32 protein-coding genes are annotated in these 24,503 nt (G+C 46.7%); 14 read left to right on the top strand and 18 right to left on the bottom strand.

Features of this window, described 5'->3' with window-relative positions; genetic code table 11:
* Positions 1 to 87: 87 nt before the first annotated feature.
* Positions 88 to 465: an EAL domain-containing protein gene (locus tag ACM6JA_RS05905; protein ID WP_414851567.1), complete on the bottom strand. Its 378-nt coding sequence runs from the start codon at positions 463 to 465 to the stop codon at positions 88 to 90.
* The gene (locus ACM6JA_RS05900; RefSeq protein WP_414851566.1) at positions 395 to 2,233 is read right to left on the bottom strand and encodes a diguanylate cyclase domain-containing protein; all 1,839 of its coding nucleotides are present in this window, start codon (positions 2,231 to 2,233) and stop codon (positions 395 to 397) included. The genes ACM6JA_RS05905 and ACM6JA_RS05900 overlap by 71 nt, the downstream gene beginning before the upstream one ends.
* Positions 2,234 to 2,448: 215 nt before the next feature.
* Here ACM6JA_RS05900 and uvsE point away from each other — a divergent pair, with 215 nt between their 5' ends.
* Entirely contained in the window at positions 2,449 to 3,375 is a 927-nt protein-coding gene (gene uvsE, locus ACM6JA_RS05895; RefSeq protein ID WP_414851565.1) for a UV DNA damage repair endonuclease UvsE, read from the top strand.
* On the opposite strand, the gene ACM6JA_RS05890 is transcribed toward uvsE, so the two are convergent.
* Positions 3,334 to 3,651 (bottom strand): hypothetical protein, encoded by a 318-nt coding sequence (locus tag ACM6JA_RS05890; RefSeq protein ID WP_414851564.1) that lies wholly within the window; start codon positions 3,649 to 3,651, stop codon positions 3,334 to 3,336. The two genes, uvsE and ACM6JA_RS05890, sit on opposite strands and share 42 nt — an antisense overlap.
* Positions 3,652 to 3,734: 83 nt before the next feature.
* Between ACM6JA_RS05890 and ACM6JA_RS05885 the strand changes: the two genes are divergently transcribed.
* The 4 genes from ACM6JA_RS05885 (at position 3,735) to ACM6JA_RS05870 (ending at position 6,821) form a co-directional block, all read left to right on the top strand.
* Positions 3,735 to 4,259: a hypothetical protein gene (locus ACM6JA_RS05885; protein ID WP_414851563.1), complete on the top strand. Its 525-nt coding sequence runs from the start codon at positions 3,735 to 3,737 to the stop codon at positions 4,257 to 4,259.
* Between the two features lie 24 nt (positions 4,260 to 4,283).
* Positions 4,284 to 4,457, top strand: a complete 174-nt coding sequence (locus ACM6JA_RS05880; RefSeq protein WP_414851562.1) for a hypothetical protein — start codon at positions 4,284 to 4,286, stop codon at positions 4,455 to 4,457.
* A 329-nt stretch (positions 4,458 to 4,786) separates the two neighbouring features.
* Positions 4,787 to 6,301 carry a histidine ammonia-lyase gene (gene hutH, locus ACM6JA_RS05875; RefSeq protein ID WP_414851561.1) on the top strand — a complete coding sequence of 505 codons (1,515 nt, stop codon included), beginning with the start codon at positions 4,787 to 4,789 and terminating at the stop codon, positions 6,299 to 6,301.
* Between the two features lie 79 nt (positions 6,302 to 6,380).
* Positions 6,381 to 6,821, top strand: coding sequence for a thiol-disulfide oxidoreductase DCC family protein (locus ACM6JA_RS05870; protein ID WP_414851560.1), 441 nt, complete (start codon positions 6,381 to 6,383; stop codon positions 6,819 to 6,821).
* 60 nt (positions 6,822 to 6,881) lie between these two features.
* Here ACM6JA_RS05870 and ACM6JA_RS05865 read toward each other — a convergent pair whose 3' ends face one another.
* The 7 genes from ACM6JA_RS05865 to ACM6JA_RS05835 form a co-directional block, all read right to left on the bottom strand.
* Positions 6,882 to 7,178, bottom strand: coding sequence for an RNA polymerase alpha subunit C-terminal domain-containing protein (locus tag ACM6JA_RS05865; RefSeq protein ID WP_414851559.1), 297 nt, complete (start codon positions 7,176 to 7,178; stop codon positions 6,882 to 6,884).
* A gap of 14 nt (positions 7,179 to 7,192) precedes the next feature.
* Positions 7,193 to 8,113, bottom strand: a complete 921-nt coding sequence (locus tag ACM6JA_RS05860) for an aldo/keto reductase (RefSeq protein ID WP_414851558.1) — start codon at positions 8,111 to 8,113, stop codon at positions 7,193 to 7,195.
* Between the two features lie 76 nt (positions 8,114 to 8,189).
* Positions 8,190 to 8,699 (bottom strand): acyl-CoA thioesterase, encoded by a 510-nt coding sequence (locus tag ACM6JA_RS05855; RefSeq protein ID WP_414851557.1) that lies wholly within the window; start codon positions 8,697 to 8,699, stop codon positions 8,190 to 8,192.
* 56 nt (positions 8,700 to 8,755) lie between these two features.
* Positions 8,756 to 9,520, bottom strand: a complete 765-nt coding sequence (locus ACM6JA_RS05850; protein ID WP_414851556.1) for a DUF3109 family protein — start codon at positions 9,518 to 9,520, stop codon at positions 8,756 to 8,758.
* The gene (locus ACM6JA_RS05845; RefSeq protein WP_414851555.1) at positions 9,517 to 9,837 is read right to left on the bottom strand and encodes a hypothetical protein; all 321 of its coding nucleotides are present in this window, start codon (positions 9,835 to 9,837) and stop codon (positions 9,517 to 9,519) included. The genes ACM6JA_RS05850 and ACM6JA_RS05845 overlap by 4 nt, the downstream gene beginning before the upstream one ends.
* 111 nt (positions 9,838 to 9,948) lie before the next feature.
* The gene (locus ACM6JA_RS05840; RefSeq protein ID WP_007724250.1) at positions 9,949 to 10,233 is read right to left on the bottom strand and encodes a 4a-hydroxytetrahydrobiopterin dehydratase; all 285 of its coding nucleotides are present in this window, start codon (positions 10,231 to 10,233) and stop codon (positions 9,949 to 9,951) included.
* A gap of 75 nt (positions 10,234 to 10,308) precedes the next feature.
* Positions 10,309 to 11,046, bottom strand: coding sequence for a class I SAM-dependent methyltransferase (locus tag ACM6JA_RS05835; RefSeq protein ID WP_414851554.1), 738 nt, complete (start codon positions 11,044 to 11,046; stop codon positions 10,309 to 10,311).
* Between the two features lie 176 nt (positions 11,047 to 11,222).
* Between ACM6JA_RS05835 and ACM6JA_RS05830 the strand changes: the two genes are divergently transcribed.
* On the top strand, positions 11,223 to 11,648 hold the full coding sequence (locus ACM6JA_RS05830) for a VOC family protein (protein ID WP_414851553.1): 426 nt from the start codon (positions 11,223 to 11,225) through the stop codon (positions 11,646 to 11,648).
* Between the two features lie 33 nt (positions 11,649 to 11,681).
* The gene (locus ACM6JA_RS05825; protein WP_414851552.1) at positions 11,682 to 12,272 is read left to right on the top strand and encodes a TetR/AcrR family transcriptional regulator; all 591 of its coding nucleotides are present in this window, start codon (positions 11,682 to 11,684) and stop codon (positions 12,270 to 12,272) included.
* 70 nt (positions 12,273 to 12,342) lie between these two features.
* Here ACM6JA_RS05825 and ACM6JA_RS05820 read toward each other — a convergent pair whose 3' ends face one another.
* From ACM6JA_RS05820 to ACM6JA_RS05805, 4 genes are all read right to left on the bottom strand, one after another.
* Positions 12,343 to 13,035 carry a deoxynucleoside kinase gene (locus tag ACM6JA_RS05820; RefSeq protein ID WP_007724243.1) on the bottom strand — a complete coding sequence of 231 codons (693 nt, stop codon included), beginning with the start codon at positions 13,033 to 13,035 and terminating at the stop codon, positions 12,343 to 12,345.
* A 42-nt stretch (positions 13,036 to 13,077) separates the two neighbouring features.
* Complete coding sequence (locus tag ACM6JA_RS05815; protein ID WP_414851551.1) at positions 13,078 to 13,719, bottom strand: deoxynucleoside kinase; 642 nt, start codon at positions 13,717 to 13,719, stop codon at positions 13,078 to 13,080.
* A gap of 154 nt (positions 13,720 to 13,873) precedes the next feature.
* Entirely contained in the window at positions 13,874 to 14,947 is a 1,074-nt protein-coding gene (splB, locus tag ACM6JA_RS05810; protein ID WP_414851550.1) for a spore photoproduct lyase, read from the bottom strand.
* A gap of 71 nt (positions 14,948 to 15,018) precedes the next feature.
* Positions 15,019 to 15,246, bottom strand: a complete 228-nt coding sequence (locus tag ACM6JA_RS05805; protein WP_039960949.1) for a hypothetical protein — start codon at positions 15,244 to 15,246, stop codon at positions 15,019 to 15,021.
* Positions 15,247 to 15,355: 109 nt separating this feature from the next.
* Here ACM6JA_RS05805 and ACM6JA_RS05800 point away from each other — a divergent pair, with 109 nt between their 5' ends.
* Both ACM6JA_RS05800 and ACM6JA_RS05795 read left to right on the top strand, forming a co-directional pair.
* A complete protein-coding gene (locus tag ACM6JA_RS05800; RefSeq protein ID WP_414851549.1) occupies positions 15,356 to 15,901 on the top strand; it encodes a sigma-70 family RNA polymerase sigma factor in 546 nt (181 codons plus the stop codon).
* Between the two features lie 5 nt (positions 15,902 to 15,906).
* The gene (locus tag ACM6JA_RS05795) at positions 15,907 to 17,241 is read left to right on the top strand and encodes a DUF4179 domain-containing protein (protein WP_414851548.1); all 1,335 of its coding nucleotides are present in this window, start codon (positions 15,907 to 15,909) and stop codon (positions 17,239 to 17,241) included.
* A gap of 62 nt (positions 17,242 to 17,303) precedes the next feature.
* Here ACM6JA_RS05795 and thiD read toward each other — a convergent pair whose 3' ends face one another.
* Positions 17,304 to 18,098 (bottom strand): bifunctional hydroxymethylpyrimidine kinase/phosphomethylpyrimidine kinase, encoded by a 795-nt coding sequence (gene thiD, locus ACM6JA_RS05790; RefSeq protein ID WP_414851547.1) that lies wholly within the window; start codon positions 18,096 to 18,098, stop codon positions 17,304 to 17,306.
* A 108-nt stretch (positions 18,099 to 18,206) separates the two neighbouring features.
* Between thiD and ACM6JA_RS05785 the strand changes: the two genes are divergently transcribed.
* From ACM6JA_RS05785 to ACM6JA_RS05775, 3 genes are all read left to right on the top strand, one after another.
* The gene (locus ACM6JA_RS05785) at positions 18,207 to 19,013 is read left to right on the top strand and encodes a sensor histidine kinase (protein WP_414851546.1); all 807 of its coding nucleotides are present in this window, start codon (positions 18,207 to 18,209) and stop codon (positions 19,011 to 19,013) included.
* Positions 19,010 to 19,657, top strand: a complete 648-nt coding sequence (locus ACM6JA_RS05780) for a response regulator (protein WP_414851545.1) — start codon at positions 19,010 to 19,012, stop codon at positions 19,655 to 19,657. Before ACM6JA_RS05785 ends, ACM6JA_RS05780 begins: the two co-directional genes overlap by 4 nt.
* Positions 19,658 to 19,738: 81 nt before the next feature.
* Positions 19,739 to 20,143: an SET domain-containing protein gene (locus ACM6JA_RS05775; RefSeq protein ID WP_414851544.1), complete on the top strand. Its 405-nt coding sequence runs from the start codon at positions 19,739 to 19,741 to the stop codon at positions 20,141 to 20,143.
* A gap of 114 nt (positions 20,144 to 20,257) precedes the next feature.
* On the opposite strand, the gene ACM6JA_RS05770 is transcribed toward ACM6JA_RS05775, so the two are convergent.
* From ACM6JA_RS05770 to ACM6JA_RS05760, 3 genes are read right to left on the bottom strand one after another with little or no spacing between them, the layout of a single operon-like run.
* Positions 20,258 to 20,713, bottom strand: coding sequence for a GNAT family N-acetyltransferase (locus ACM6JA_RS05770; RefSeq protein WP_414851543.1), 456 nt, complete (start codon positions 20,711 to 20,713; stop codon positions 20,258 to 20,260).
* Positions 20,714 to 20,729: 16 nt separating this feature from the next.
* The gene (locus ACM6JA_RS05765) at positions 20,730 to 21,722 is read right to left on the bottom strand and encodes a TIGR03943 family putative permease subunit (protein WP_414851542.1); all 993 of its coding nucleotides are present in this window, start codon (positions 21,720 to 21,722) and stop codon (positions 20,730 to 20,732) included.
* Positions 21,723 to 21,732: 10 nt separating this feature from the next.
* Positions 21,733 to 22,737 (bottom strand): permease, encoded by a 1,005-nt coding sequence (locus ACM6JA_RS05760; protein WP_414851541.1) that lies wholly within the window; start codon positions 22,735 to 22,737, stop codon positions 21,733 to 21,735.
* Between the two features lie 175 nt (positions 22,738 to 22,912).
* Here ACM6JA_RS05760 and ACM6JA_RS05755 point away from each other — a divergent pair, with 175 nt between their 5' ends.
* The gene (locus tag ACM6JA_RS05755; RefSeq protein WP_047069462.1) at positions 22,913 to 23,302 is read left to right on the top strand and encodes an ArsR/SmtB family transcription factor; all 390 of its coding nucleotides are present in this window, start codon (positions 22,913 to 22,915) and stop codon (positions 23,300 to 23,302) included.
* 141 nt (positions 23,303 to 23,443) lie between these two features.
* Positions 23,444 to 24,484, top strand: coding sequence for a flavin-containing monooxygenase (locus tag ACM6JA_RS05750; protein ID WP_414851540.1), 1,041 nt, complete (start codon positions 23,444 to 23,446; stop codon positions 24,482 to 24,484).
* Positions 24,485 to 24,503 lie beyond the last annotated feature (19 nt).

Below are 24,503 nucleotides of genomic sequence, written 5' to 3'. Positions count from 1 at the left end.
TTTACGTGCCAATTTGACAGCTATACCACCTCATTTGGCTGGCCGATGCAAAACAAAAGAGCAACTCATGTGAGCTGCTCTTCTTGTTTAACTCGCGCCTTTTTGGGCTTGCAAATAAAACGCTACGTCTTCACTCGGTAACGGTTTGCTGAATAAATAGCCTTGCACTTCTTCACACAGATGCTCTTGCAAAAACGCAAGCTCCTCCTTCGTCTCGACCCCTTCCGCGATCACATGCAGTTGCAAATGATGCGCCATGGATATAATCGTGGACACGATGGCCTGATTGGAAGGCTGTTCGATCATGTCGCGCACAAACGAGCGATCTATTTTCAAACGATTCAACGGAAATTCTTTCAGATAATAGAGAGAACTGTAGCCCGTTCCAAAATCGTCAATCGCAACGTGCACCCCTAATCGCTTCAGTTCCTTCAGTGCCTGTGTGGCGCGTTGGACGTCGATCATGCTGCTTTCTTCCTCGTTCAGGATGATCCCAACGAATCAACGCTTCTACGCCAACGATTGCGCCTGATTTGGCACATACCTGTGGTTGGTAATGCAATAAAAATTCTTGCCTGGCCAAAGCGCGATTCAATTCATTTTGAATATTCATTTTGTCATTCACTGCTTGCTCCAGATTCGGTACATACAGGTGGAAACCGTTCTTCCCTTTGTCTTTGGCTGCATACATCGCCGCATCTGCGTTACGCATCAAGATACTTCTGTCTTGCCCATCCTCTGGATATCGAGAAATCCCGATACTCGTTGTTATGTATAGCTCGTGCCCATGGATAAAAAATGCCTGTTCAATCCTTTGGTTGATTTCATTCGCCATGGAAGATACTTCTTTTTCCGTGACATCAGTAAGAATCACCATGAATTCATCTCCGCCAAGCCTGCTTACCGTTCCTCTTTCACCCACACAATCCTGCAATCGCAAGGAGGCTTCCTGAAGTAACAGGTCACCAAAATCATGCCCCAAGGAATCGTTTACCAGTTTGAAATGGTCGAGATCCAGAAATAACACGTATACTTGCTGATCCGTTTTTTGTGCCTCCATGATCACCTGATCCAGTTGCTGTTCGACAAAACGGCGATTCGGCAAACCAGTCAACGAATCGTGAAAAGCGAGATAATTGATTTTTGCCTCGTATTCTTTCTTATTGGTAATGTCTCTTACAATCACAAATACGCCCGTAATCTGCTGATCGACAAATACGGGGGTATGGGTCATATTCAGATGAAGCTGACGACCCTCGCTCGTGGTCAAGGTGATCTCGTAGTTGCCCGCCTCACCCTGCACAGCATTTGTAAAATGTGTCGATATGAGCTCGGCATCTGTAGAAGTACACATCGCCATTAATTTTTCGAGAGGCAAGCTCTGCTCCTTTGTCAATCGCATCGCCGCAGGATTCATGTCGCTTTGGCTACCATCGATCGAGTAAAAGATCACCCCGTCGTAATTGTGCTCAAATAACGATTTATAGCGTTGATCACTTTCTAGCACGCGCAAGGCCTTCCCTGCGAATTGCTTGTCCACGTATACAGAAGCCAATGTCACGACCAGAATCAACACGATGACAATGCCAATCATGGTAGCAATCAGCGCCGAATCATCATGCGAGATCACTGCGATTGTCATGTGCTCATGAGCGATGAATGTGGTGGCGTACATACCAGTGTAATGCATACCGGTAATGGCTGCCCCCATCAACAGCCCTGCAAAAATTTTACCCCAGAGACCTTTTACAGGGTCCACCGAACGCAATTGAAACGTAAGAATCAACGCTACCATCGAAACCAGGATGGCAACGAAAATGGAGACGGTAAACCATAGCCAATCGTACAGAATAATGGCGTTCATCATCATCGCTGCCATCCCTGTATAATGCATTCCGGCGATACCAGACCCAATGACAACCGATCCTATTACTACCCTCGTTTTGGACATGGACTGCTCGCTCACAATCCATAATGTAATCGCTGATGATAAAACCGCCAAAACAATCGAGAAAAATACAATCAGGTTATCATACTGGACGGCAATCGGTAGATGCAAAGCAAGCATAGCAACAAAATGCATAGCCCAAATACCAAGCCCCATGGAGACGGCTCCAGCACATAACCAAAACACACGTCCCCTGCCTTTTGCATAATGGAGACGTGCGCCTAGATCTACTGCTGTGTATGACGCCATTGCTGAAATAAAATAGGAGAGAAAAACCAGAGTCATACTATAGGATTGGTCAAGACTATTCATTGCATTCTCCTTCAAAAACCTCTACCAATGTCTACTCACAAGGAACGTCCGCACTTTTAGGGAATGTTTAGGCGTGCCTGTGACATTCTCCCATCTTATCCGTTTTATAATTCTCTGGCAAGAAGCCGACGACGTTCCCGTTTTGGAGATACTACAAAGGAATGCTGCTGCAAAGGAGGGAGATTTTCTTGATCCGTATGGGCTATGCCTGCATCAGTGTAAAGACGAAAAACAATCCAAACAAAAAAACGACAGTTGCCCAAGTAAATAAATTAGATCCCCAAGCTCGGTTAAAAAAGCTGCGGCAAGTTATGCAGGCAAACTTTTTCAATTTAATGAATTTGCTTGCTTATAATGTAGAAAATCAAATCTTTGTGTATCGACTTCCTTCTGAATTTGTTCCACTGGCTACTCATCCAGTAGCAGCTGAATGGGATTGGGCAAAAGAATTCGCATGGGACTTCCAAAAGGCAGGGAATTATATCCGCAATCATGGCATTCGTTTGACAGCTCATCCCGGACATTACAGCATATTGAACAGTGACAAGCCTTCTGTGCTGGAATCGACGATTGCCGATTTTTCCTACCATGCAAAAGTGTTTGATTTACTTGGGCTCGACGATAATTCCGTCTTGGTGACGCACGTGGGAGGAGTATACGAAGACAAGGCCTCTTCTCTCGATCGTTTTGCATCCAACTTCGAGCAGCTTCCTGAAAACGTCAAACGTCGTTTAGTCGTGGAAAACGACGACATCTCTTTTACCATGCGCGAGGTATTGGAGCTGTGCGAACGGATCGATGTGCCGATGGTACTTGATATTCACCATCACAACTGCCATTCTGATGGCGAAGATTGGACGGAATACCTTCCACGCATTATTCAAACCTGGGGAGAACGCACACCGAAGATGCACATGTCCTCGCCTAAGTCAGCAAATAACTTTCGCGCTCATGCAGACGATATTGACCCAGACGCGTTCCTTACATTTGTCAGTGCGCTAGCTGATTACAATGTGGACATCATATTGGAATGCAAAAACAAAGATGATGCCTTACTTACTTTAAGGCGCGAGTTAAAGAAAAAAGGAGTCGCAGTTGAAGCCTTTACGAATTGAGTATGGAAAAGGACGCCGCTTAATTAGCTGGCGTCCTTCCTTATGCGCTTTAAAATGAACATCCGCAGCCACGCCCTCGTCTATGACCCCGTCTATGTCCGCAATTGCATCCGGCCGAGGAGCTACTGCCACCCGAAGATGAAGATGATGAGCCCCGACCAAAGGAACTGCTACCGTCATTCCATAATTGGCAACGGTCATGATAATGATGCATTCTCCGTTCATGGTGCTTGTAATGTCTGCGGTACTCCATGTATTTGCGGCGATTTTCACCATGCTCCTCGCATTTGTGGCGGAAGTACTGCATCCGGTCCATATGGAACTGGAATTTGAACAGGTACAGCTCCAGGTCCCTTCCTATGTTCTCATTCGGTCGCGCATTCGGCCTGACATTCGGTCTAATATTTGGTCTAATATTTGGTCTGATATTCGGTCTGATATTCGGTCTGATATTCGGTCTTAGATTTGGCATCATGTTTGGACTTTCATTTGGCCGCACATTTGGTCTTACATTCGGCCTTACATTTGGTCCTACATTTGGCCTCATGTTTGGACTTTCGTTTGGCCTTACGTTCGGTCTGACATTTGGTCTCATGTTTGGACTCTCATTTGGTCGCACGTTTGGTCTAACATTGGGTCTGACATTTGGCCTTACATTCGGTGAAGTGTTAGGCATAGGGTTTGCGGGCATCCGGTTCGGTGGCATTGGCATTGGATTCGACGGTTTGAGGTTTGGTGGCATCGGATTTGGTGGCATCGGATTTGGTGGCATGGGATTCGCTGGCATCCGATTTGGCGGCATTACGTTTGGCACGTTCGGGTTAGCTAGATTGGGAGCAGGCATGATTGGTTTTTGCGGCATTGGGCGAGCAGGAATAGAATGATTCGGATTCATCGGACTTTCCGACTTGGGCTTTTCAGGAGAAGGCATCATAGGTGACGGCATCGATGGAGACGGCAATGGCATCGCTGAAGAAGGCGGTTTCGGCATTTCTTTAGGACGCCTTGGGATTGCGGTAGGCATAGGCGGCATCTTACGTCGCTTTTCCACGGAATTCTACACGTCCTTTCGGATGAAATAACACAGTACATGGTATGACATTTATCCAACTCAAGAGACGACTCTCGCCCAGTTTAAAAAAAAGGACTAAGCCCGTTTTTTGCTCTCTAGGGAAGCCGCCGTGACAAGATCCTCTTGACTGCACGTAGGCATTTGATACAATGATAAAAATAGCTAAAATAATCAGACAGTTGCACATGAACGAAAGTGAGGAAGAACGTATGCCGCGACAAATGCAGGCTTACACGTTTTCATCCAATCACATACATGCTCTCGAGCGAGGGGTTAGGATATGATGTCCTAACCCCTCGCTCTTTTCGTTCTCTGCTCTGCTAAAGGAGGAAATTACAGATGAATCAGCAAGCAAACGTTGTAAAAGTAGATGGGGATCAATTGCGTATCGAAGATGTTGTTTCCATTGCAAGAAGCGTCACCCACATCCAATTGACCGAAGAAGCATTGCATCGTGTTCGTGCTTCACGTGCCATGGTGGAGAGAATGGTATCGCAGCAGGAAGTCGTATACGGAATCACCACTGGCTTCGGAAAATTCTCCGATGTCATGATCCACGACGAGGACGTAAGCAAGCTACAAGAAAATTTGATTATGAGTCATGCTTGCGGGATGGGCGACCCTTATGCTGTTGAAGTTGTCCGTGCGATGATGGCATTGCGCATCAATGCGTTGGCAAAGGGGTATTCTGGAATTCGAGAAGAAACATTGCTTCAGCTTGTAGAACTATGTAATCGTGGGGTTCATCCAATTATTCCTCAACAAGGCTCCCTTGGTGCAAGCGGCGACCTGGCCCCTCTCGCTCATATGGTATTGGTCATGCTCGGCAAAGGTGAAGCGCTCGTCAATGGCAAGCGGCTATCCGGCAAAGAAGCACTGAGTGAAGTGGGTCTTTCCCCTATTCGACTGGAGGCAAAAGAAGGTCTGGCTCTGATTAACGGTACACAAGCGATGACTGCACAGCTTTGCCTCGCCTTGTATGATTCGCGAGTTCTGCTTGAAAGCGCTGAATTGATTGCCGCGATGACGATTGAAGCCCTGCGTGGAATTCCAAAAGCGTTTGATCCCCAGCTCCATCTTGTCCGCCCGCATCCAGGACAGCAGGAATCAGCGAATCGCTTGCTCCAGCACTTATCCGGCAGCAAACGTACAACTGCGCAGGGTGAGCTACGCGTCCAAGATCCATACAGCCTTCGTTGCCTCCCGCAAGTGCACGGTGCAACTCGTGATACGCTGGAGTATGTATGGACTACGGTTACACGCGAATGCAATAGCGTCACCGATAACCCTATTCTTTTTACAGAAACAGGCGACGTCATCTCCGGCGGGAATTTCCATGGTCAGCCAATGGCATTCGCAGCTGATTTTCTTGCCATTGCCATAGCTGAGCTAGCAAATATTTCCGAAAGACGCACAGAACGTCTCGTCAACCCACAGCTAAGTGGTCTACCCGGATTCTTAACCGAAAATGGCGGACTCCATTCTGGATTTATGATCACGCAATATGTAGCCGCTTCCATTGTTTCTGAAAACAAAGTGCTCTGCCATCCCGCGTCGGTCGATTCGATTCCATCATCTGCCAATCAGGAGGACCATGTCAGCATGGGAACGACTTCTGCCCGCAAGCTTCGCACGATCGTATCGAATGTCACCAAGGTGCTTGCCGTTGAATATTTGGCAGCAGCACAAGCTATCGATTTTGGCTCGGGTGATCTCGGGACAGGTACAGCGCGAGCCTATGAGCAGTTGCGCCGGGTGATTCCCCGCCTGCATGAAGACCGCGAAATGCATCCTGATCTCGTAAAGGCAGAAGAGCTGATCCAGCAAGGGACACTCGCGTTAGTGACGGAATAATCGTTCGTGTATAGGAACCATTGTCTTTCTCTGTTATGATGGAGCTAAGGATAAGCATTTAGAGCAAACCACTTGAAGTATGGAGGGCTGTCTCATGAAAGCAGGCAGAGAACTGGACCATCCTGCGTACCTGTTACTGTTTGATGGGGTTTGTCATCTGTGCCACGGTGCTGTGCAGTTTATTTTGAAACGTGATCCGCATGGGCACATTCACTTTGCATCCTTACAGTCAGAGAGAGCACAGGAAATTTTGTCTCATTACAACTATCAGGAAAAAGACATGTCATCGGTGGTCTTTATCGCCAACGGACAGCTATATACAAAATCGGATGCGATCTTGCATGTTGGTCGCAAGCTTCAAGGTGGATGGCCTCTGTTGTCAAACGTAGCTGGGCTCATCCCTAGACCTGTCCGCAATCCGATTTATGATTGGGTCGCGAGAAATCGCTATCGGTGGATGGGCAAAGCTGAACAATGCATGCTTCCTACCCCGCAGATCAGATCCCGCTTTTTGGATTAAAAGAAAAAGGAGAAGCCGTTGTCCTATCGCGGCTCCTCCTTTTTTATTCGCTGTGCCCAATCATTCGCTCTTGAATGACAATCCCTTTTCCTTCAATGCAGTCCGAAGTTTCGGCATAGATGCTGGCCCCATCCCATGAAATTTCAGGATCTCTTTTTCGCTGTAGGTTGCGAGCTGTTCCAAGGAAGTGATCCCATTGTGCTCCAATGCCCTTCTTGCTGGTGCGGAGAGCAGAGAAAGAAATCCCGCGTCCGGTTTGCGTTCTTGCTCACAGATTGGACAAGTCGGACAATCGCTGCTTTTCATGTATGGGTGACCATTCGCGCAAGTTCTTACCGTTTTTTTGGAAGTTGTCATGGCACGTATCCTTTTTATTTCGACGTCGCTTGTGGATGCTCATCGCTCACATAGTTAGCCGCTTTGGCATTTGCCTCTACCTGCGCTGGGCTCTTGCTGCCTGGGATCACAGTCGTAACAGCCGGATGCTTGAGGCACCACGCCAATGCCCACTGCGCCATATCCATACCTTCTGGGACTTCATTCTTCTTGATTTCTTCTACTTGGAGCAGCAGCTTGTTGACATGCTCCTGATCGTGTCGGTGTCGCACATCGTTTCCACCGAATACAGAACCCGGCTTATACTTTCCGCTCAAATAACCACTCGCCAACGGAACGCGAGCCAGCACACCTAGGTCTTGCTGCTGGCAAGAAGCAAAAACACCTTCTTCCGGCTTTTGATCCAGACGATTGTACACCACTTGGATGGCCTTTGCATTCACCGAAGTAGCGGCGGATGTTTGATGCATGTTGTCATTTTTCGCAATCGAGAGGCCAAGATGACGGATCGTTCCTGCCTTCACCTGTTTGTCGAGGTAGGTCCACAAATCATCATTGTCAAAAGCCTCGTCAGGTCCCGAGTGGAATTGGTACAAGTCAATATAGTCGGTCTGCAAGGCTTGCAGCGATTTTTCCAATTGTTGCTGAACTTCAGCTGCTCCGTAATGATTGGTTCGAGAAAATTTGTCGTGAAAATGATGTCCGAATTTCGTCGCCACGATCCAGTCTTCCCGGCGGTTTTTTTTCAAATATCCTCCGATAAGCTGTTCAGACAGATGATCTCCGTAGCATTCCGCTGTATCAATCAAGTTGATGCCGAGATCTTTTGCCTTGTCGAGAATCTGGTCAACAGCTTCTTGCGAGAAATCCATTCCCCACTCCCCGCCAAATTGCCAGGTACCTACACCGATTACGGATACGTTCAGGTCGGTTTTTCCTAATCTGCGGTACTTCATTGCCCGATTCCTCCTCATCATGGATAAACGAGAATCCCCTGAACGAATGTTCGCTCAGGGTGTATACTAAAAAAAATTATATGCTTTTCTCGATGTTCAATAAGCTCACAAAATCTTGCAGATTCCCTTTTCGTTCCTTGCGCATTTTCTTGCGCTCATCCGCAGTTGCCATCAATCTCTCTTCTTCCTCTGTTTCAGGGGCAATAGCTGGCACATCAGTCGGATTCCCTTCCTCATCTAGGGCAACAAAGGTGAGAAAAGATGTCGCGGTCAAAATGCGCTTACCGGTCTGGAGATTTTCCGAGATGACTTTTACGAAAATCTCCATAGACGTTCTGCCTGTTGACGAAACAAAAGCTTCCAAGCAGATGGAATGTCCCATTTTGACGGGAGCAAGAAAATCAATCGAGTCAATCGATGCTGTCACAACAGGGCGACGCGAATGTCGCATCGCAGCGATTGCAGCTACCTCATCTATATAAGCCATCATCGTACCACCAAAAATAGTACCATGGTAATTCGTATCAGATGGCTGAACCAGTGATGCCTGAATTGTACGAGATTCTTGAGTTGTCTTGACGTTCATCGCTGTTGCTCCTTTATCAATCTACTTGATGCATACATCATCATATCACAAGGCATTCAACGTTCCAATTGATAGCTGCTCGCAAGCATGCCTTCTATTCTCTCTGCATCATCTTGCAAAATGTAACGTAACAAAGGGAGATTCCACTCATAGGCTGGGCGATAGCCGTCTAAAGCAAACAGCTTGTCGTCTATATGAGTGGCAAGCTTTCGGCGGGCAGGACTGGCACAGTAAAACTGCTCCAAATAATCCGTACCCCATCTGGAAAAGGAAGACGTTTCGTTGGTAACCGCCGTTAGCAGGATCCCTTCCCCTGTCTCAATCAAATCGATTGGATACAGTTGACAGCTAAATGGCTTGAGAGGCTCAACTTCACGACCAGCCTGCTCGGCATAAGCATGGATCGCACAGCCGTAACGCCCATTGTTTTCTTGATAAAAAAGACAATTGCCATGCCGCATGCGAATGGTTCCTGGAGGTTCATTGCGATCCCAAACCCCATGAAGAAGCCAATGATTGCGTTCAGACTCATCCTGGAGTCCAGCAGAGATAGAGGGGATTTCCCCCTCCATGATTGGAATCTGCCATTCTTCTACGGCGTAAGGTTGTCCACCCTCACAGCACGTCTCACGATGAACCGTCCTGCAATTCCAACAGTCCAAATGAAACAAAGCCTGGAGGGCTGTTACATCAATCAAATATTGTCCCGCTCTCACCAAGGAATGCTTGTTTTTCTTTATATATTTTTCGCAGTGGTACGCCTCTTTATCAGACATGGGATCGGGCGTGCCTACATAACGAAAAGCTCGCTTCGTTTTCATTTTTGCAAAACAATCTCCGCTTCTGTTCCAAAAATACGCAAATGACCTTCCTCATAGCTAGCCAAATCTACTTCATCACCCGGAATTTCCATCAGGATTTCCATTTCTTCGCCCTCTACTGTCGTAAACACGAGCAGGAGATCTTTTTCTTCAAATTCATTGTCAGTCAGCTTGGTTTCGAGGAGCTGAGCTTGAAATTGTGTTACCTCTTCCTCTTCTTCGCTATCGGTATCCCATTGGGTAAAAGTCACGGAAACCTTTTGATTTTTATACTCCGCCAACAGTTGAATCAATTGCTCGTGTTGTTGAATGTCCATCTTGTAATCCCTCCGAAATGGTTCATACTGCCCATCATAACAAAGTAGCTCTTAAAAAGCCAAAAAGAAATACCGCTTCGCTGTGGGAAGCGGCTATTTCTCTTCTGCCTGTTAGCTTACTTTGCTAATGGTCTGGGCTAACGCAAAATCTTTGCCGGTTAAACCTTTTGCCTCGCGGGTGGCTAACGTAAACGTGACCGTTCCCCCTGCCAGATGAATTTCCACATGCTGATTGTCATGCTCAAGCATTTCTGCTACACGGTTGACGAAACTGATCGCAGTGGAAAAGTCACGACAGTGGTACGTGCGTGATAGCGCCATTCGGTCTTCTACCAGCTTCCAGCCAGGTACCTTGCTCAGATACAATTTGACCTGTTCCAAAGACAGCTTGCTCATTTTCGCAATGCCCCCTTTACCCGATGAATGGTTGTTACACCATCATATTCACGAGACGTACAGGTTATCCGCTCCCTATTGCTTCACGGCATAAAAAATCATACGAGGTGATTCATGCGCCACATATTCGTCAAATCGATAATTTCCAAATACTTGAATTTTTTCGAATCCCGCCTCTGTCAGCATCGCAATCATTTGCTGGGCAGAAAACAAGCGAACCTGCTCCATATACTCACGCGGTTCATTCGAAGACTCGTCGGAAATCAGTATCCGCTTTTTCACAAATCCATCCTGAATCCAGCGTTCTTCTTTAATCAACATTCCACTGACTTCCTTCGTAGAGTGCGGCACGAGATTATCCATGACGTACGCTGCATTTAAGAAATCGATGACCACTTCACCTTTTGTTTTGAGTGCTTGTGCCATGTTACGAATAACGTTAGCATTTTCTTCATCTGTGGAGAAATACCCAAAGCTGGTAAACAAATTCACCACGATATCAAATTCTTCGTGAAACGGAATGTCGCGCATGTCACAGCGGGTAAAACTTAGCTGTGGATAGGTGTTTTGTTCCTCAGCCAACTGTAAGAGAACAGGCGACAAATCCACACCAACTACTTCATACCCCCGGCGAGCCAGCGCACGCGAATGACGCCCGCTCCCGCAGCAAAGATCAAGTACGCGTCCTGTGTCCTTTACCGGCAATCTTTCCAACAGATTAGCGATCTCTCCATCTGCTGCCGAATCGTCCCTATGACGATACACAAGCACATAATCTTCGCGAAAGCTGCGTTCAAACCATTCTTCTGCCATGTCTGAGCCCCTTTAATTCCAAGATGTTCTTATTATACCACAGCGGGGTTTATCCGTAGCCGATTTGCATGTGGCAAAGTGTACGAAAGCTTTGTTGAAAAATATAGAAATCACTTTACATACATACTGTATGTATGTAAAATTAACCTCATCCAATCGTGAGGGAGAGATCCGTAATGAAAGTGAACAGTTTTTATCCTGTCATTTTGACAGAACAAGTTGAGGCTAGCTCGAAGTTTTATCGTGAACACTTTGGATTTCATGTTGTTTTCGAAGCAGACTGGTATGTGAGCCTGCAAAATCAGAGCAGCACTCCCGCATTTGAGCTAGCCATCTTGGATCCTTCTCACAACACAATTCCACAAGGATTCCGAAAGCCAGTAGATGGTGGTCTTATCCTTAATTTCGAAGTCGATGATGTTGATGCTGAATACGAGAGACTTATTGTGAAAGCAGGTCTTCCTCTCCATCTCGACATTAGAGACGAGGAGTTCGGTCAACGGCATTTTATTACATCTGATCCGAACGGCATTTTACTCGATATCATAAAAGTTATCCCGCCTTCTGAAGCATTTGCTGAAAGTTATGTTGACCCTGTATAATCTGGCATGAAATAAGTAAGGAGATCATATCGCATGAAGATGTCCAAAGCAGAGCAAAAACAACAAACGATGCAAAAACTGATCGAAGTAGCAAGAGAGATGTTCTCCAGGCAAGGCTACGCGGATGCCGCCATGGAAGACATCGTAAAGCAAGCCGGGGTGACCCGTGGCGCACTGTACCATAACTTTGGAAGCAAAGAAGGATTATTTGAGGCAGTACTGGCTTCTGTCCAACAAGAAATCGGAGAGCGCGTAGAAGCTGAAGCTGCGAAAAGTGAGGATCCTTGGCAACAATTGATCTTGGGTTGCTTGGCCTTTGTCTCCTCGGCCGTCGAACATCGCAACAAGCGGATTTTACTTATCGATGGCCCTTCTGTCATCGGGTGGGAAACGTGGCGCCGGATGGACGAGGAAAACTCCATGCGGCATCTCAGGGAGCAGCTTCAAACGATGCAGGAGCAAGGATACCTTCGTCCCGTTTCCATCGATGCTCTGACGCATTTGCTGTCTGGTGCGATGAACGAAGCCGTGCTCTGGATTTCGGAGACGTCTGATCATGAAAAGTCCCTTGCGGAAATTTCAGCAGCAATGACCCTTCTCTTGGAAGGATATCGCACAAAATAAAAGAAAAGCACCCCTGCTTCCGCCTCTTACCGGCAAAATGCAGGGGTGCTCTGTTATTATAAAGGGTTTTTTATGATGAAAAGCGGGTAGCTCGTCCAAGCCGAATTTTTTCAGCAGCCCGAGCAATAATGCTCTCTACCGAAGATGGGTCATCCACAACATCGTATTCGTTGATATTAACCCGCAAAATCGGACAGGAAGTAAAGGAAGCAATCCAGCTATCATAGCGGCCAAACAAATCCTGCCAGTAATCCACCGGAGTTTGTTGCTCCATCGGACGCCCGCGCTCTTTTACGCGGTCAATAATATCATCGAAGCTTCCCTCTAAATAGATCAAAATATCCGGATGTGGGAAGTAAGGCGTCATGACCATCGCTTCAAAAAGTTCTGTATAAGTGCGGTAATCTTCTTCTGTCATGTTGCCTTGCTCGTACAGCATACGGGCAAAAATCCCGGTATCCTCATAGATGGAGCGATCTTGGACAAAACCGCCGCCATAATCAAACATCCGTTTTTGTTCCTTAAAGCGTTCTGCCAAAAAGAAAATTTGCAAATGGAAACCCCAACGCGATAAATCGTTATAGTAACGGCCCAAATACGGGTTATTGTCAACCTTCTCTACAGATACACGAAATCCTAGCTGATCTGCCAAGGCATGTGTAAAGGTGGATTTTCCTACCCCTACTGTCCCCCCGATCGTAATCACTGCGTTGTTCGGTATCCCGTATTTTTCACGAAGCGTGCTGTTTTGAAACCTAGACATGTACGCAACTCCTTATCCCCATGCTTACTTTTCCTTTGTTCCCTAGCCTTCTTGTGCCATCAACTCTTGAACCCGTGGGGCAATTCGATCCAGTACAACCTTCAAATCTTCTGGTCTATGTACGAAATCCAAATCGTCACAATCGAATTTGATGACAGGCGTATCCGGATGATGCTTTTCAAACGCTTCCATAAACTCGTTATAATCAGCAATCAGGTTCTCCATATAGGTGACATCCATGCTGCGCTCCATTTCGCGATCGCGCATCGCAATTCGCTTCATCACGGTCTCAATCGAAGCTGTCATGTAGATCACCAAATGGGCCTGAGGCAAATCCTCTGTTAGGATATCATAAATTTTGAGGTACTTTGGCAGGTTATCTCCTTGTAACGTCCGTTTGGCAAAAATCGTATTTTTGAAAATATTGTAATCAGAAACAACGGAAATACCTTGATTCAGGAACTGAGAATGAATATCCTGCAACTGCTTGTAACGGTTGCAGAGGAAAAACATCTCGAGTTGAAAGCTCCATTCGGCAATATTTTCATAAAATTTACCCAGGAACGGATTTTCGTAGACGATCTCTTCCAGTAGCTGCAAGTTGCATGCGCGGCTTAGTTCCCGCGATAAAGAGGTTTTCCCAATACCAATAGGTCCCTCAACGGTAATCAATATGGACTTCATGTATGCTTCGATTCCTTTCAAGAAAATGAGAGCACTCCATATTCTAGCACGTATGTAAGCGTTTGTCGAAAACATTCACATCGTGTCGTTTGGTATCATTTGGTACTCATTTTTCTAAAAGAAAAACTGCTCTTCACCAAGAGCAGTCTGGTTCTTACGTAAAATATTCAACGCGTGCCTGCGGAAACAGTCGGGCAATTTCACTTTCCAAATGGGCCTGCAACGCCTTTGCTTGGATGTCGGGATAGACATACTTCCCTTTCCCGTATTTCCCCCATTTGTACTTGCGCTCTTCTTCCTTCATCTCCAACTTCGTTTTCGGATAGCGCTGGAGGATCAAGCTTTTAGCGATCTTGGTAAAACGGTGTTGGATCAGCTCGAACGTCAAATCCTCCATCGCTTCGGGAACCAACTGCGAACGCAATCTTTCCAGCAAATCGGTATACCCCGCTTCCCATCCGTCAAACCAATATAACGGCGCTAAAATAAAGCCGAGCGGATAACCGGCCTTGGCTACCTTCCCTGCGGCCTCCAGTCGCTGATGAAAGCTCGAGGTGCCTGGCTCAAAATTTTTGATGACATAGTCGGCATTCATGCTGAAGCGAAATCGGGTATGCTTGTTGTGCTTGGCATCCAGCAAGGAATCCACGTGATGAAACTTGGTCACGAACCGCAACCGCCCAAACTCCTGTTGGCCCATAAACTCAATCGCTCGTTTCAGATTGCCCGTAAGATGCTCAATGCTAACAGGGTCAGATGTACAGGCTGCCTCAAAACGAGTAATCTCACCCGGACGTTCTTGGATATACTTCTCGGCCTGAGCAAGAATCTCATCTGTATTGACATACACCCGAACATACGGCTTTGTCCCGATATTTGTGTTCAAATAGCAATAGTGACAGTGGGCAGCACATCCCGTTGCCAGTGGAATGGCATATTCTGCGGAAGGCTTGGAGGTCTCGAACTTCAATGTTTTGCGTACACCAATGACCAAAGTCCGCTTCGCATTGCGATATTTCTCCACTTCTGTTTCTCCAGGGATCCCACGGACCTGATTATGACTGGTAGTCATCTGTATTGGAATCCCTTCCGTTTGAAAACGGCGATAGAGCTCTTGACCAAGTGGATAATTCAGTGCATTTGGCTCGACGAAAATATAATCCGGAACAAACAGCTTGCTGCCTTTCTGCTCCGTCTTTTCAGGTCTTTCCAATAGGGTCGTTCCCATAGCCATCATCCCCCCTTCACCTAGTATGCCCGTGCCATTTGACTGGACGTAAGGGGAAGTATGGCTGTACCTTATTTCAGGGTGTTCTTAAAATCATGTAGTAGCGCCTTTGCTTGCTCCTGTTGAGCTAGCGGTACTTGCAGTGTATAGACATGTCCTGCTTTTTTGGTCTGTCTGGACAAAAGCCTGACTCTAATTCCTTTCATTTCTAAATAACGCCTACATTCCTGAGCAATCCGCGGGAGGCCATACGATTCATGAATCGTAACCCATTTGATCCACATGCACCTGCACCCCATCCTTACACACTTCTTTCTTTTACAGTAAGCAGTGGACAGGCGATTGGTTCAAAAAAAAAACAGCTTGGCTGACAATTTATGAAAACCGTTTTGGCACCTGCGCCGTCTAATGCTAGAGGAGGGGGAAAAAGTGAATCTGGAACAGCTCGTTTCGCGTGCAAAAGATGGGGATGATGATGCCTTTTTTCAACTCGTCATCCTTCATAAAGAACAATTATATAAAGTCGCCTACGCCTTTCTTCGTAACGAGACAGATGCATTGGAAGCCATTCAGGAAGCGACGTGCCGTTCCTATCTCAAGCTGGCACGATTGAAACAGCCTGCGTATTTTCGTACATGGCTGACTCGCATCCTTATTCATATTTGTCTGGATGAGCAAAAGCGCCGAAAACGGATCATCTTGGATCTCATGGAGGATGACATCGAAAGTCGTGAAAGTATTCCTTTAGACGACCAAAATGTCGAGCGTATTCAAATCGAAGAGGCTCTCGCTCGTCTCAGTCCGAATTATCGCCACATCATTATGTTGAAATATTTTGAAGATCGGACGATACGCGATATTGCAGAGGTACTCGGTCATCCGGAAGGCACCATCAAGACATGGCTGCACAAGGCTCTAGGAGCACTTCGAAAAGATCTCGGAAAAGGCTGGTGAGTTCCATGCGTGAAAATGAAAAAAAGAATGCGAGTCCATTCATGGTTCCCGCTGAGATTGATCAATACATTCGAAGAGGGATGGAACAAGCAAAAGAGCGGCGTCAAAATCGGAACCGCAATCGGTGGATACGCGTTGGTTCTAGTCTGGTAGCTTGTTTATTCATTTTCGTGTTTATTTATTCCGTTCGCCTTTCACCCGCTGTTGCCGCTTATGTCAGCTCGATTCCAGGAATGGAGAAGATCGTTGAATTTCTTCGGGATGATAAAGGCTTAAAATTGGCCGCGGAACACAACCTCGTTCAAAATATTGGCGCCAGTGCTTCAGTAGAAGATGTGACGTTTACCATCGATCAAGTTTTGGCCGACGAAAAACGGATGGTCCTCTTCTATACACTAAAGCATCCTTTTATCGATAAAAAAGTAACCTTGCACGAGATCGAGTTTTTAGACCAAACAGGAAAGGAATGGGAGTATGGTGTTTCTTGGTCAAGCATGGGCAGCGAAGACCCTGTGATCCGAAACCGCATTGATATTATCATCAACGAAGCAACCGTAATACCGAATGCAATGACAGCAAAAGTAACGCTGGAAATCGATCATATCAAACAAGAGACTCCTCTATCGATTGACTTTGCGGTCGACAAAAGCAAGTACAAGACTCATGAGAAAAAAGTGTATCCGGTGATGAAGGAAGTAACAGTTGACGGACAACGGTTTACGATTGAACAAATTGCAGTATTTCCTACACAGACAGAAGTGAGTATCCGATTTGACCCAGCCAATAAAAAACATGTCTTTGACTTCGATAAGCTAAGACTTGAGGATGAAAAAGGGCAAACGTTTGCTTTTTGGGGGAATGGCGTTCCTGTTCGTGACAACGGCGAAAACGGAAGGATATACCATCTAGAGAGCATTTATTTTGTGGAACCCGAAAAGCTCTACCTGAAAACAGATGGCATCCGTGCTTTGGACAAAGATCAATTGCAAATCGTGATTGATGCGAAGACAAAAACACTCACAAAAGTCCCGAATGATCGCCTGAAACTAACAGCGCTGCGTCAAGTCGATGATGTGGTGGGTATGGACTTCTCTTTGAAGGTACCGCCACAAGATAATCACTCTCATATCTCTCTTGGGTATGACATAACAGACGACCTGGGAAATGAATATGAATATGTGCAAGGGAGCTCTTCATCGGCAACGAAGGACGAATCCATTCAAAACTACTCCATACTGTTCAAACGAAAAACAAACAAAGGCGCGCCAGCTTACTATTCTTTTCCTTTGAACAGCTATCCGGAGCGGCTTCAAGGTACGTTCTCAGTAGAAATCAAATAAAAAATGCCCCATCAGTGATTGCTTGTACGGCATCGCTGTGGGGCATTCTTAATTTGATAACCTTAGTCTACAACCGCCCAGTGATTGGTCGGCCCATGCCCGCCACCCAATTGCGGTGCTGTCTTAATTGCTTCGAAGATAAAGCGATTTGCTTTTTCAACCGCAGTGATGAGCGGTGTATTTTTTGCTAACTCTGCTGTAAGAGCCGCTGAGAACGTACAACCTGTGCCGTGTGTATGTCGTGTATGGATACGCTCATGGGACAATTCATGGAATGCCGTTCCGTCGAACAAAATGTCCACGACAACGTCCCCTTGCATATGTCCACCCTTCATTAGGACATTGCGGGCGCCTAACGCATGTATTGCTTTTGCCCCTTCGCGCATCTCGTCTGTCGTCTCGATTCTCATGCCAGTCAAGCATTCTGCTTCCGGCAAGTTAGGTGTGACAACTTCTGCGAGAGGCAACAACTCTATTTTCAATGCAACGATTGCCTCATCCAGCAGCAGTTTTGACCCTCCCTTGGCAATCATCACCGGGTCTACCACCAGCTTTTTCAGGCCAAATGCTTTGACCTCTTCCGCAACAGCACGAATGATCTCAGCGTTAAACAGCATTCCCGTTTTCGCCGCATCAGCGCCTAGATCACGTAGCACCTCATGCATTTGCTGTGCAACTGCCTCTGTCGGCAACGGATAAACGCCTGCTACGCCCAATGTATTTTGTGCAGTGATTGCTGTGATCGCACTCATTCCGTACACACCGAGTTGATGAAAGGTTTTCAGATCTGCCTGAATCCCAGCTCCCCCACCGCTATCTGAACCCGCTATCGTCAATGCTTTCGCAATCGTGCTCATGATATTCCCTCCTGCTTTCCACCTTTTCTCACCTGAGTATACCATCCGCTCGTCCCATTCGGTATACTAAAGGAATGTTTGCCAGCAGTCATGCAAGGAGGCATCTGCATGTCCTATCGGATCTTTTATTGGTTGACCTTTTTGATTCCAACCATCATCATCGGGGGTTTTGAATTCATCCGTCACGACTTTCTGCTGCCCTATATGTCTATGGAAGCCGGGAATGTCTACATTACCCTCTTGACGCTCTTTCTCTCTTTTTTATTCGCTACCTGGATGTTTCACACGCTTAAACAAATGAATGCACGAATTGTCGAGGAACAAGCTCGTCGCGCTGTTTATGAAGAACGTGAACGCCTTGCCCGCGAATTACACGACGGGATTGCGCAGTCTCTGTTCTTCCTCAACGTAAAGCTGAAGCAGGGACACTTGGACGATGCACGGGTCGCTGTTTCTGCCATCGACAATCATGTACGCCAAGCCATTTTTAACTTGCGCTCATTGCCAGAAGAAGGCAGTCTGGATCAACGCCTTGAGAAATGGCTGGCGCAATGGAGCGCTTTATCTGGAATCGACGTTGTCAGCGAATTGCATGTCAAAGATGGCTTTTTTACTCCCACCTCAGAAGTACAACTGTTCGGGATTATCCAAGAAGCTTTTGCCAATATTCGCAAGCATTCTCAGGCCAAGCATTCGTGGATTCACCTCACGACGGATGAAACAACTGGCTGGGTTCTCGCCGTTGAGGACGATGGCATTGGGATTTCCAACCCTTCTCCCGATACGAAAAAATACGGTTTGTCCATGATGCGCGAGCGAGCACGCCAGTTGAACGCATCCATCGACATTCAATTACGACCGGCAGGCGGTACGATCATCCGCTTATCTTCTTATTCAGGAGGAAAAACCCTATGAACGCTTACCGTGTATTGATCGCCGACGACCACCCGATGGCTCGTATGGCCATTCGCAGCCTGCTTGATCCCGATCCCTCTTTTGAAGTCATCGGAGAAGCGCAAAATGGCGAGGAAGCTTTTCTCTTATGCGGACAAATACAACCGGACCTTGTGCTCATGGACATCAACATGCCGAAATGGAGCGGTCTCGAAGCGACCCGCGAGGTCAAAAAAGCATACCCGCACATCAAGGTCGTCATTCTCAGCGTCTCCGATGACGTTGCTGACCTGATCACGGCCATTCAGTTCGGCGCCCAAGGGTACTTGCTGAAAAATTTAGAGCCTGACGACTGGATTAACTACTTGCATGCCTTGCTCGGCGAGGACAGTGAATTGAGTCGCGAAATGGCAACCCGGCTCATGTACCGCTTCCGTCAAGAAGAGGCTACAGATGAAATGGTACCAGATGTTCTGACCCCGCGAGAGCGAGAGATTGTCATGTATGTGGGAGCCGGAAAAACGAATCGGGAAATAAGCGAAGCGCTGATCATCGCAGAAAACACGGTGAAAAACCACCTAAAAAACATTCTTGAAAAGCTGCAATTGGCTAATCGCGTACAGCTCGCTGCTTATGCCGTTCGCCATCATTTGGTCATCAAATAAAAAACATTGCTTTCTGCTCGATCAACTGTCATCCTTAGTAAGATACGTTTTCCACAGACATAAGAAATGCAGGTGATCCGCATGATCGAAATCAAAACCTCCAAACTAAGCAATGGAGAATTAAATAGAGGCGTATTTGCAACGCAAGATATCCGAAAAGGCGACCTGATTCATGAAGCGCCCGTGCTGCCCTATTTGAACGAAGAGCATGAGCATATCGAGAAAACCTTACTCGCGGATTATGCATTTGAGTACGGTGCCAATCACACAGCCTTCTTGTTAGGGTATGGCATGCTATTTAATCACTCCTACACACCAAATGCCACGTATGAGATTAACTTCGACAACCACACGTTTGACTTTTATGCGTATACGGACATTCAAGCGGGTGAAGAAATCTTAATCAATTACAATGGTGATGAGGATTCCGATGATCCTCTCTGGTTTTATGAAGACCAACAGAAAGAAACAGATGATACCAAGTAAGAATATGCTTTCATAAGAATGAAAACCCGGAAACAGACACTTGAAAAAGTGCCCGTCCTCCGGGTTATTTTGTGCAACTCTATCCCTCCTCAGCTATTTGGGCGGGCTTTCGCTTTAAGATGGATAAATCGTTTTCTCGAAAAAAGACAGCCTCAGGCCGGGCTTCACTTCTTTTTGATCCGTCAAGGTAAATCCATGTCTTTCATACAATCGAACAGCCGGTTCATTTAAGGAACCAGTCGCAACGACGATCTTGCTATAGCCATGCTCGTGGACTGAGGCAAGCAATTGACTCGCGATTCCCTTGCGAAAATGAACAGGATCCACAATCATTCGATGAATATCCAACGTTTCTCCCTCGATCAAAAAAGAAACCGCCCCTGCCAGCTCGCCTTCCTCTATGTAACCATAAAACGTTTCTCCACATGTCCTCAGTTGTTCTACTGATTCTCGCAGGGGTGGAATATCTTCCGTTCCAATTAATTCTGCCTCTACACGATACGCTCTTTGCTGCATGTTCCAAAGTTTTTGTACCGTTTGTTCATCCTGTAAATCTAGTCGCACGATCATTTCGTTTCCCCCGCTTTTAACTGTCTGGTGCTGCTTCAAAGCTATAGTACACATAAGGATCTTTCGGTGCGGAAACGGCTTCTACCTGAGATGCTTTGAGAACAAGCATGTCGTATCCGTCTACCTGACGCAGCTCGAGCTTTCCGCGAACTTTTACCCAGCTATCTTTTGCCCATTTATTCGCGTCCTCCTTTTCCACCAGAACGCCATAAACACTGGAATCTGCTGTACAGCAGGTGACGGAAAAACGCGCTACGACAAACTGCTGCTTCGTAAAATCAGACTGCCGATAAACAAATCCCATCGTCTCAAGCTCTTTTCCAGCAAATTCTTTTGCATATAGCTCCATCGTGGTAAGTCCGTCTAGGAACACTTTGTCATTCAGTTCAATCACTGGCTGTTTATGTAAAAAGACGGCGATATCCGCGTAAAAGTCACCAAATCCCCCGTTCGAGAATCGCTGCCGCAATTGTTCGTCGTTTGTCGCTTGTACCGGGGGTGTTGCTACTTGATTGTTAGCCTCTGGCTGTGATTCTACTCTTGGCTCGGCATCTTCCTTTACCTCTGCTGTCTGCTTCACATTCTCTGTTGCACTCGCATTCGCGTTCGCCGTAACATCCGCCAGCTTTCGTACATCATTGCTGAGAAGCGTGATTCCCCGCTTCTCCGCTACATCACTGCCAAGAATTTTATCCGGCATGACAAATCCCATCACAATGGGGAGCACAAACAAGCCATAAACCAAAAGGGAGCCGATGGATGTACGCGGAACTTTGTGCTGCTCCTCACAATCGCAATCGTAAACACTACTGCCTACAAAAATTTGCCGTATGCTGACAACTGTCAACAGGGCCAGGATGACGAGCGTGACATAGCTGAACATGTGTAATCGCGGTGCGAGATAGTGGCTGAGCGTTTCCGACAGGATCAAATAGGCCAACAACGCTGTAATGCCCGCCAATATCAAACTGCGCATGACATGATGACGCTTCAATTTGTTCTGATCCATATTTTCCTCCTTACATCGGTATAAGCATGGTGACGCAAATTACCAAAAGCGTAATAGCTACGACCAGCTTGACAACAAAACCAAAGCGAAACGTTCCAAATAGCATCAACGTCGTTTTTAAATCGAGCATGGGACCGAAAACCAGAAATGCAAGCAACGAGCTGCTTGAGAACGTATTAGCAAAGGAAGCAGCGATAAACGCATCTGCCTCTGAACAAAGCGAAAACAAATACGCCATCCCCATCATGACCAAATTAGAGGTAAGTGGTGTTTGACCGATGTCCATGAGCGTATCCCGGCTGATGTACACCTGTAGAAGCGCGCTGATAAACGCACCAAACAACAAATATTTTCCCATATCAAAAAATTCGTCCACCGCGTGGGCAAATGTCGAGGAAAGCTTTCCACCCGTCGCTTTTACATGGTCGGCTTCATGACGGATTTGCGATTCCATGCCGAGCCGTATCGGATTCTTTTTGACAAACAGGAAGACAAGCATGCCCACAATGAGGGCAACAGTAAATCCCGCAATGCCCCGGTAGAGAGCCATTTCCGGCTTACGGGCGAATGCGACATAGGTCGATGACAAAACAACGGGATTCACAATCGGTCCCGCCAATAAGAAAACAATCCCGACTGACAGCGGCATCCCTTTTTGGATCAAGCGACGAACCACAGGGATAATGGCACATTCACATACAGGGAATAAAAACCCCAGTAACCCGGCAAACGGCAGGGCCACGAGAGGATGCTTCGGTGTCCAGCGCCTCACCTGCTCTTCTGTCACAAACGTCTGGATAAATGCAGAAAAGAATACACCCAAGAGGACAAACGGAATTGCTTCCAACCAAATACTAAGGAAAAAGGTTTTCACATCAAGCCACAAAGGGGACCACTCTATGCTCCAACCGGAAAACAAACTGCTGTCTCTGCCCATTGTTAACCAAACGACACTTAGTCCAAGCAGGAGCGCCCCGATTATTTCAAACAGGAATTGGCGAATCTTCAGAATCAAGTGGGAGTTCTCTCCTCTCCATTTGTAAATAGGTATCATTCTTATTTATATAAAGACATCAATATTTCCTTCTTGTCCTTTTATTTTTTTACAAGATGAACAGGTTGTACAGCCTTCCCTTCCCCCTGTATCCGTCTTATAATGGTGAAAAATGGTACGGTTCGGGGTGAATGAAGTGAGCGAAGACATTCAGCGCATTCCCACTGATCTAGAGGTTTGTGAAGTACAGACGATTGATGAAGAAAAAGTAAACAGGCTTCGGCCCAGAATGATGGAGACGGAAGGTGTCGCCCCTCTCTTCAAGGCTCTCGCAGACGATACACGAGCAAAAATCATTTACGCGCTGGCACTTGAAGGAGAGCTATGCGTTTGTGATGTCGCAGCAACCATTAATAGCTCGATCCCCAATACCTCTCACCATCTGCGTTTGCTAAAAAATATGGGTCTCGCCCGGTACCGCAAAAACGGCAAGCTCGTCTATTACTCGCTCGATGATGATCATGTCCGTCATTTAATCATGTGTGGTATTGAGCATGCTGCCGAATTGAAGCAATCAAAACCGTAAATCCACTGGCTACATACAGGTCCGTCACTATGAGTGGCGGCCTTTTTTTGCTGATGCTCAAAAAACATTCAAACAATTACTTGAATATAATAATGAATATGGTATGATTTAGTTAATTCTTACCGAAAGAAGGCCCGGATCATGAACGACTATGATGTCATCGTAATTGGCGGAGGGCAGGCAGGACTTGCTCTCGGATATGCACTCAAGCTTAAGAATCGCCGTTTTGTCATCTTGGAGCAAAACAAACGGATCGGTGATAGTTGGCGGCAGCGGTACGATTCACTCGTGCTTTTTACGCCACGAAAATTTAATCATCTACCTGGTCTCGCTTTCCCAGGAAAGCCGCATAACCTCCCAAACAAAGACGATGCCGCAGACTATCTGGAAATGTACGCGAAACATTTCGAATTGCCAGTCATGCTAGGAACAACCGTTTTGGAACTAAGCCATGCCGGATCTAGATTTCAGGTTCGGACACCAGACAGCTTGCTCTTCGCGAACCAGGTAGTGATTGCTACGGGACCCTTCCATACACCCTATATCCCGGCTATCGCAAACAGCTTAGACCCGACCATTCGTCAATGGCACACCGCGCAGTACAAAAATGAAAGCCAGCTCATTGACGGTCCTGTCCTCGTCGTGGGCAGTGGCAACTCTGGCGCACAAATTGCAGTAGAGCTTGCCGCTCATCGACCCGTTGTTTTTTCACAAGGAGAATCACGTTCTTACTTGCCGCTATTCATTTTTGGAAAACCTATATTTGATTACATGAAGGCATTCGGTTTACTTGATGTCCCCCGCTCCACCTGGCTTGGACAAAAATGGAGTCAATCACCTGATCCGATATTCGGTTACAAAAAGCAGGTCCAAGAACTGTCCAGAATCGGAGCATTGCGATTGGTTTCCCGAGCAGTACAGGTGAACGGAAATACCGCTACTTTTGCAGATGGAACACAAGCAACGTTCAACAACATCTTGTGGGCTACCGGTTTTCGACCGAACTACGATTGGCTAAATGTTCCCAATGTGCTCGATTCCCATGGCCGACCGATTCATCATCGAGGAATAACAAAAGTTCCTGGGCTATCCTTTCTCGGGCTGCCCTGGCAGCATACGCGAGGATCAGCGCTAATGGGCGGTGTAGGGAATGACGCGCTTTATTTAGCAGAGCATCTATAAATCATTCGTTTTATAAGGA

This window comes from Brevibacillus sp. IT-7CA2 (genome assembly GCF_949767855.1).
Taxonomy (GTDB): domain Bacteria; phylum Bacillota; class Bacilli; order Brevibacillales; family Brevibacillaceae; genus Brevibacillus.
Note: the sequence above shows the minus strand (reverse complement) of the source record. Positions and strands in the feature narration are given on the sequence as shown.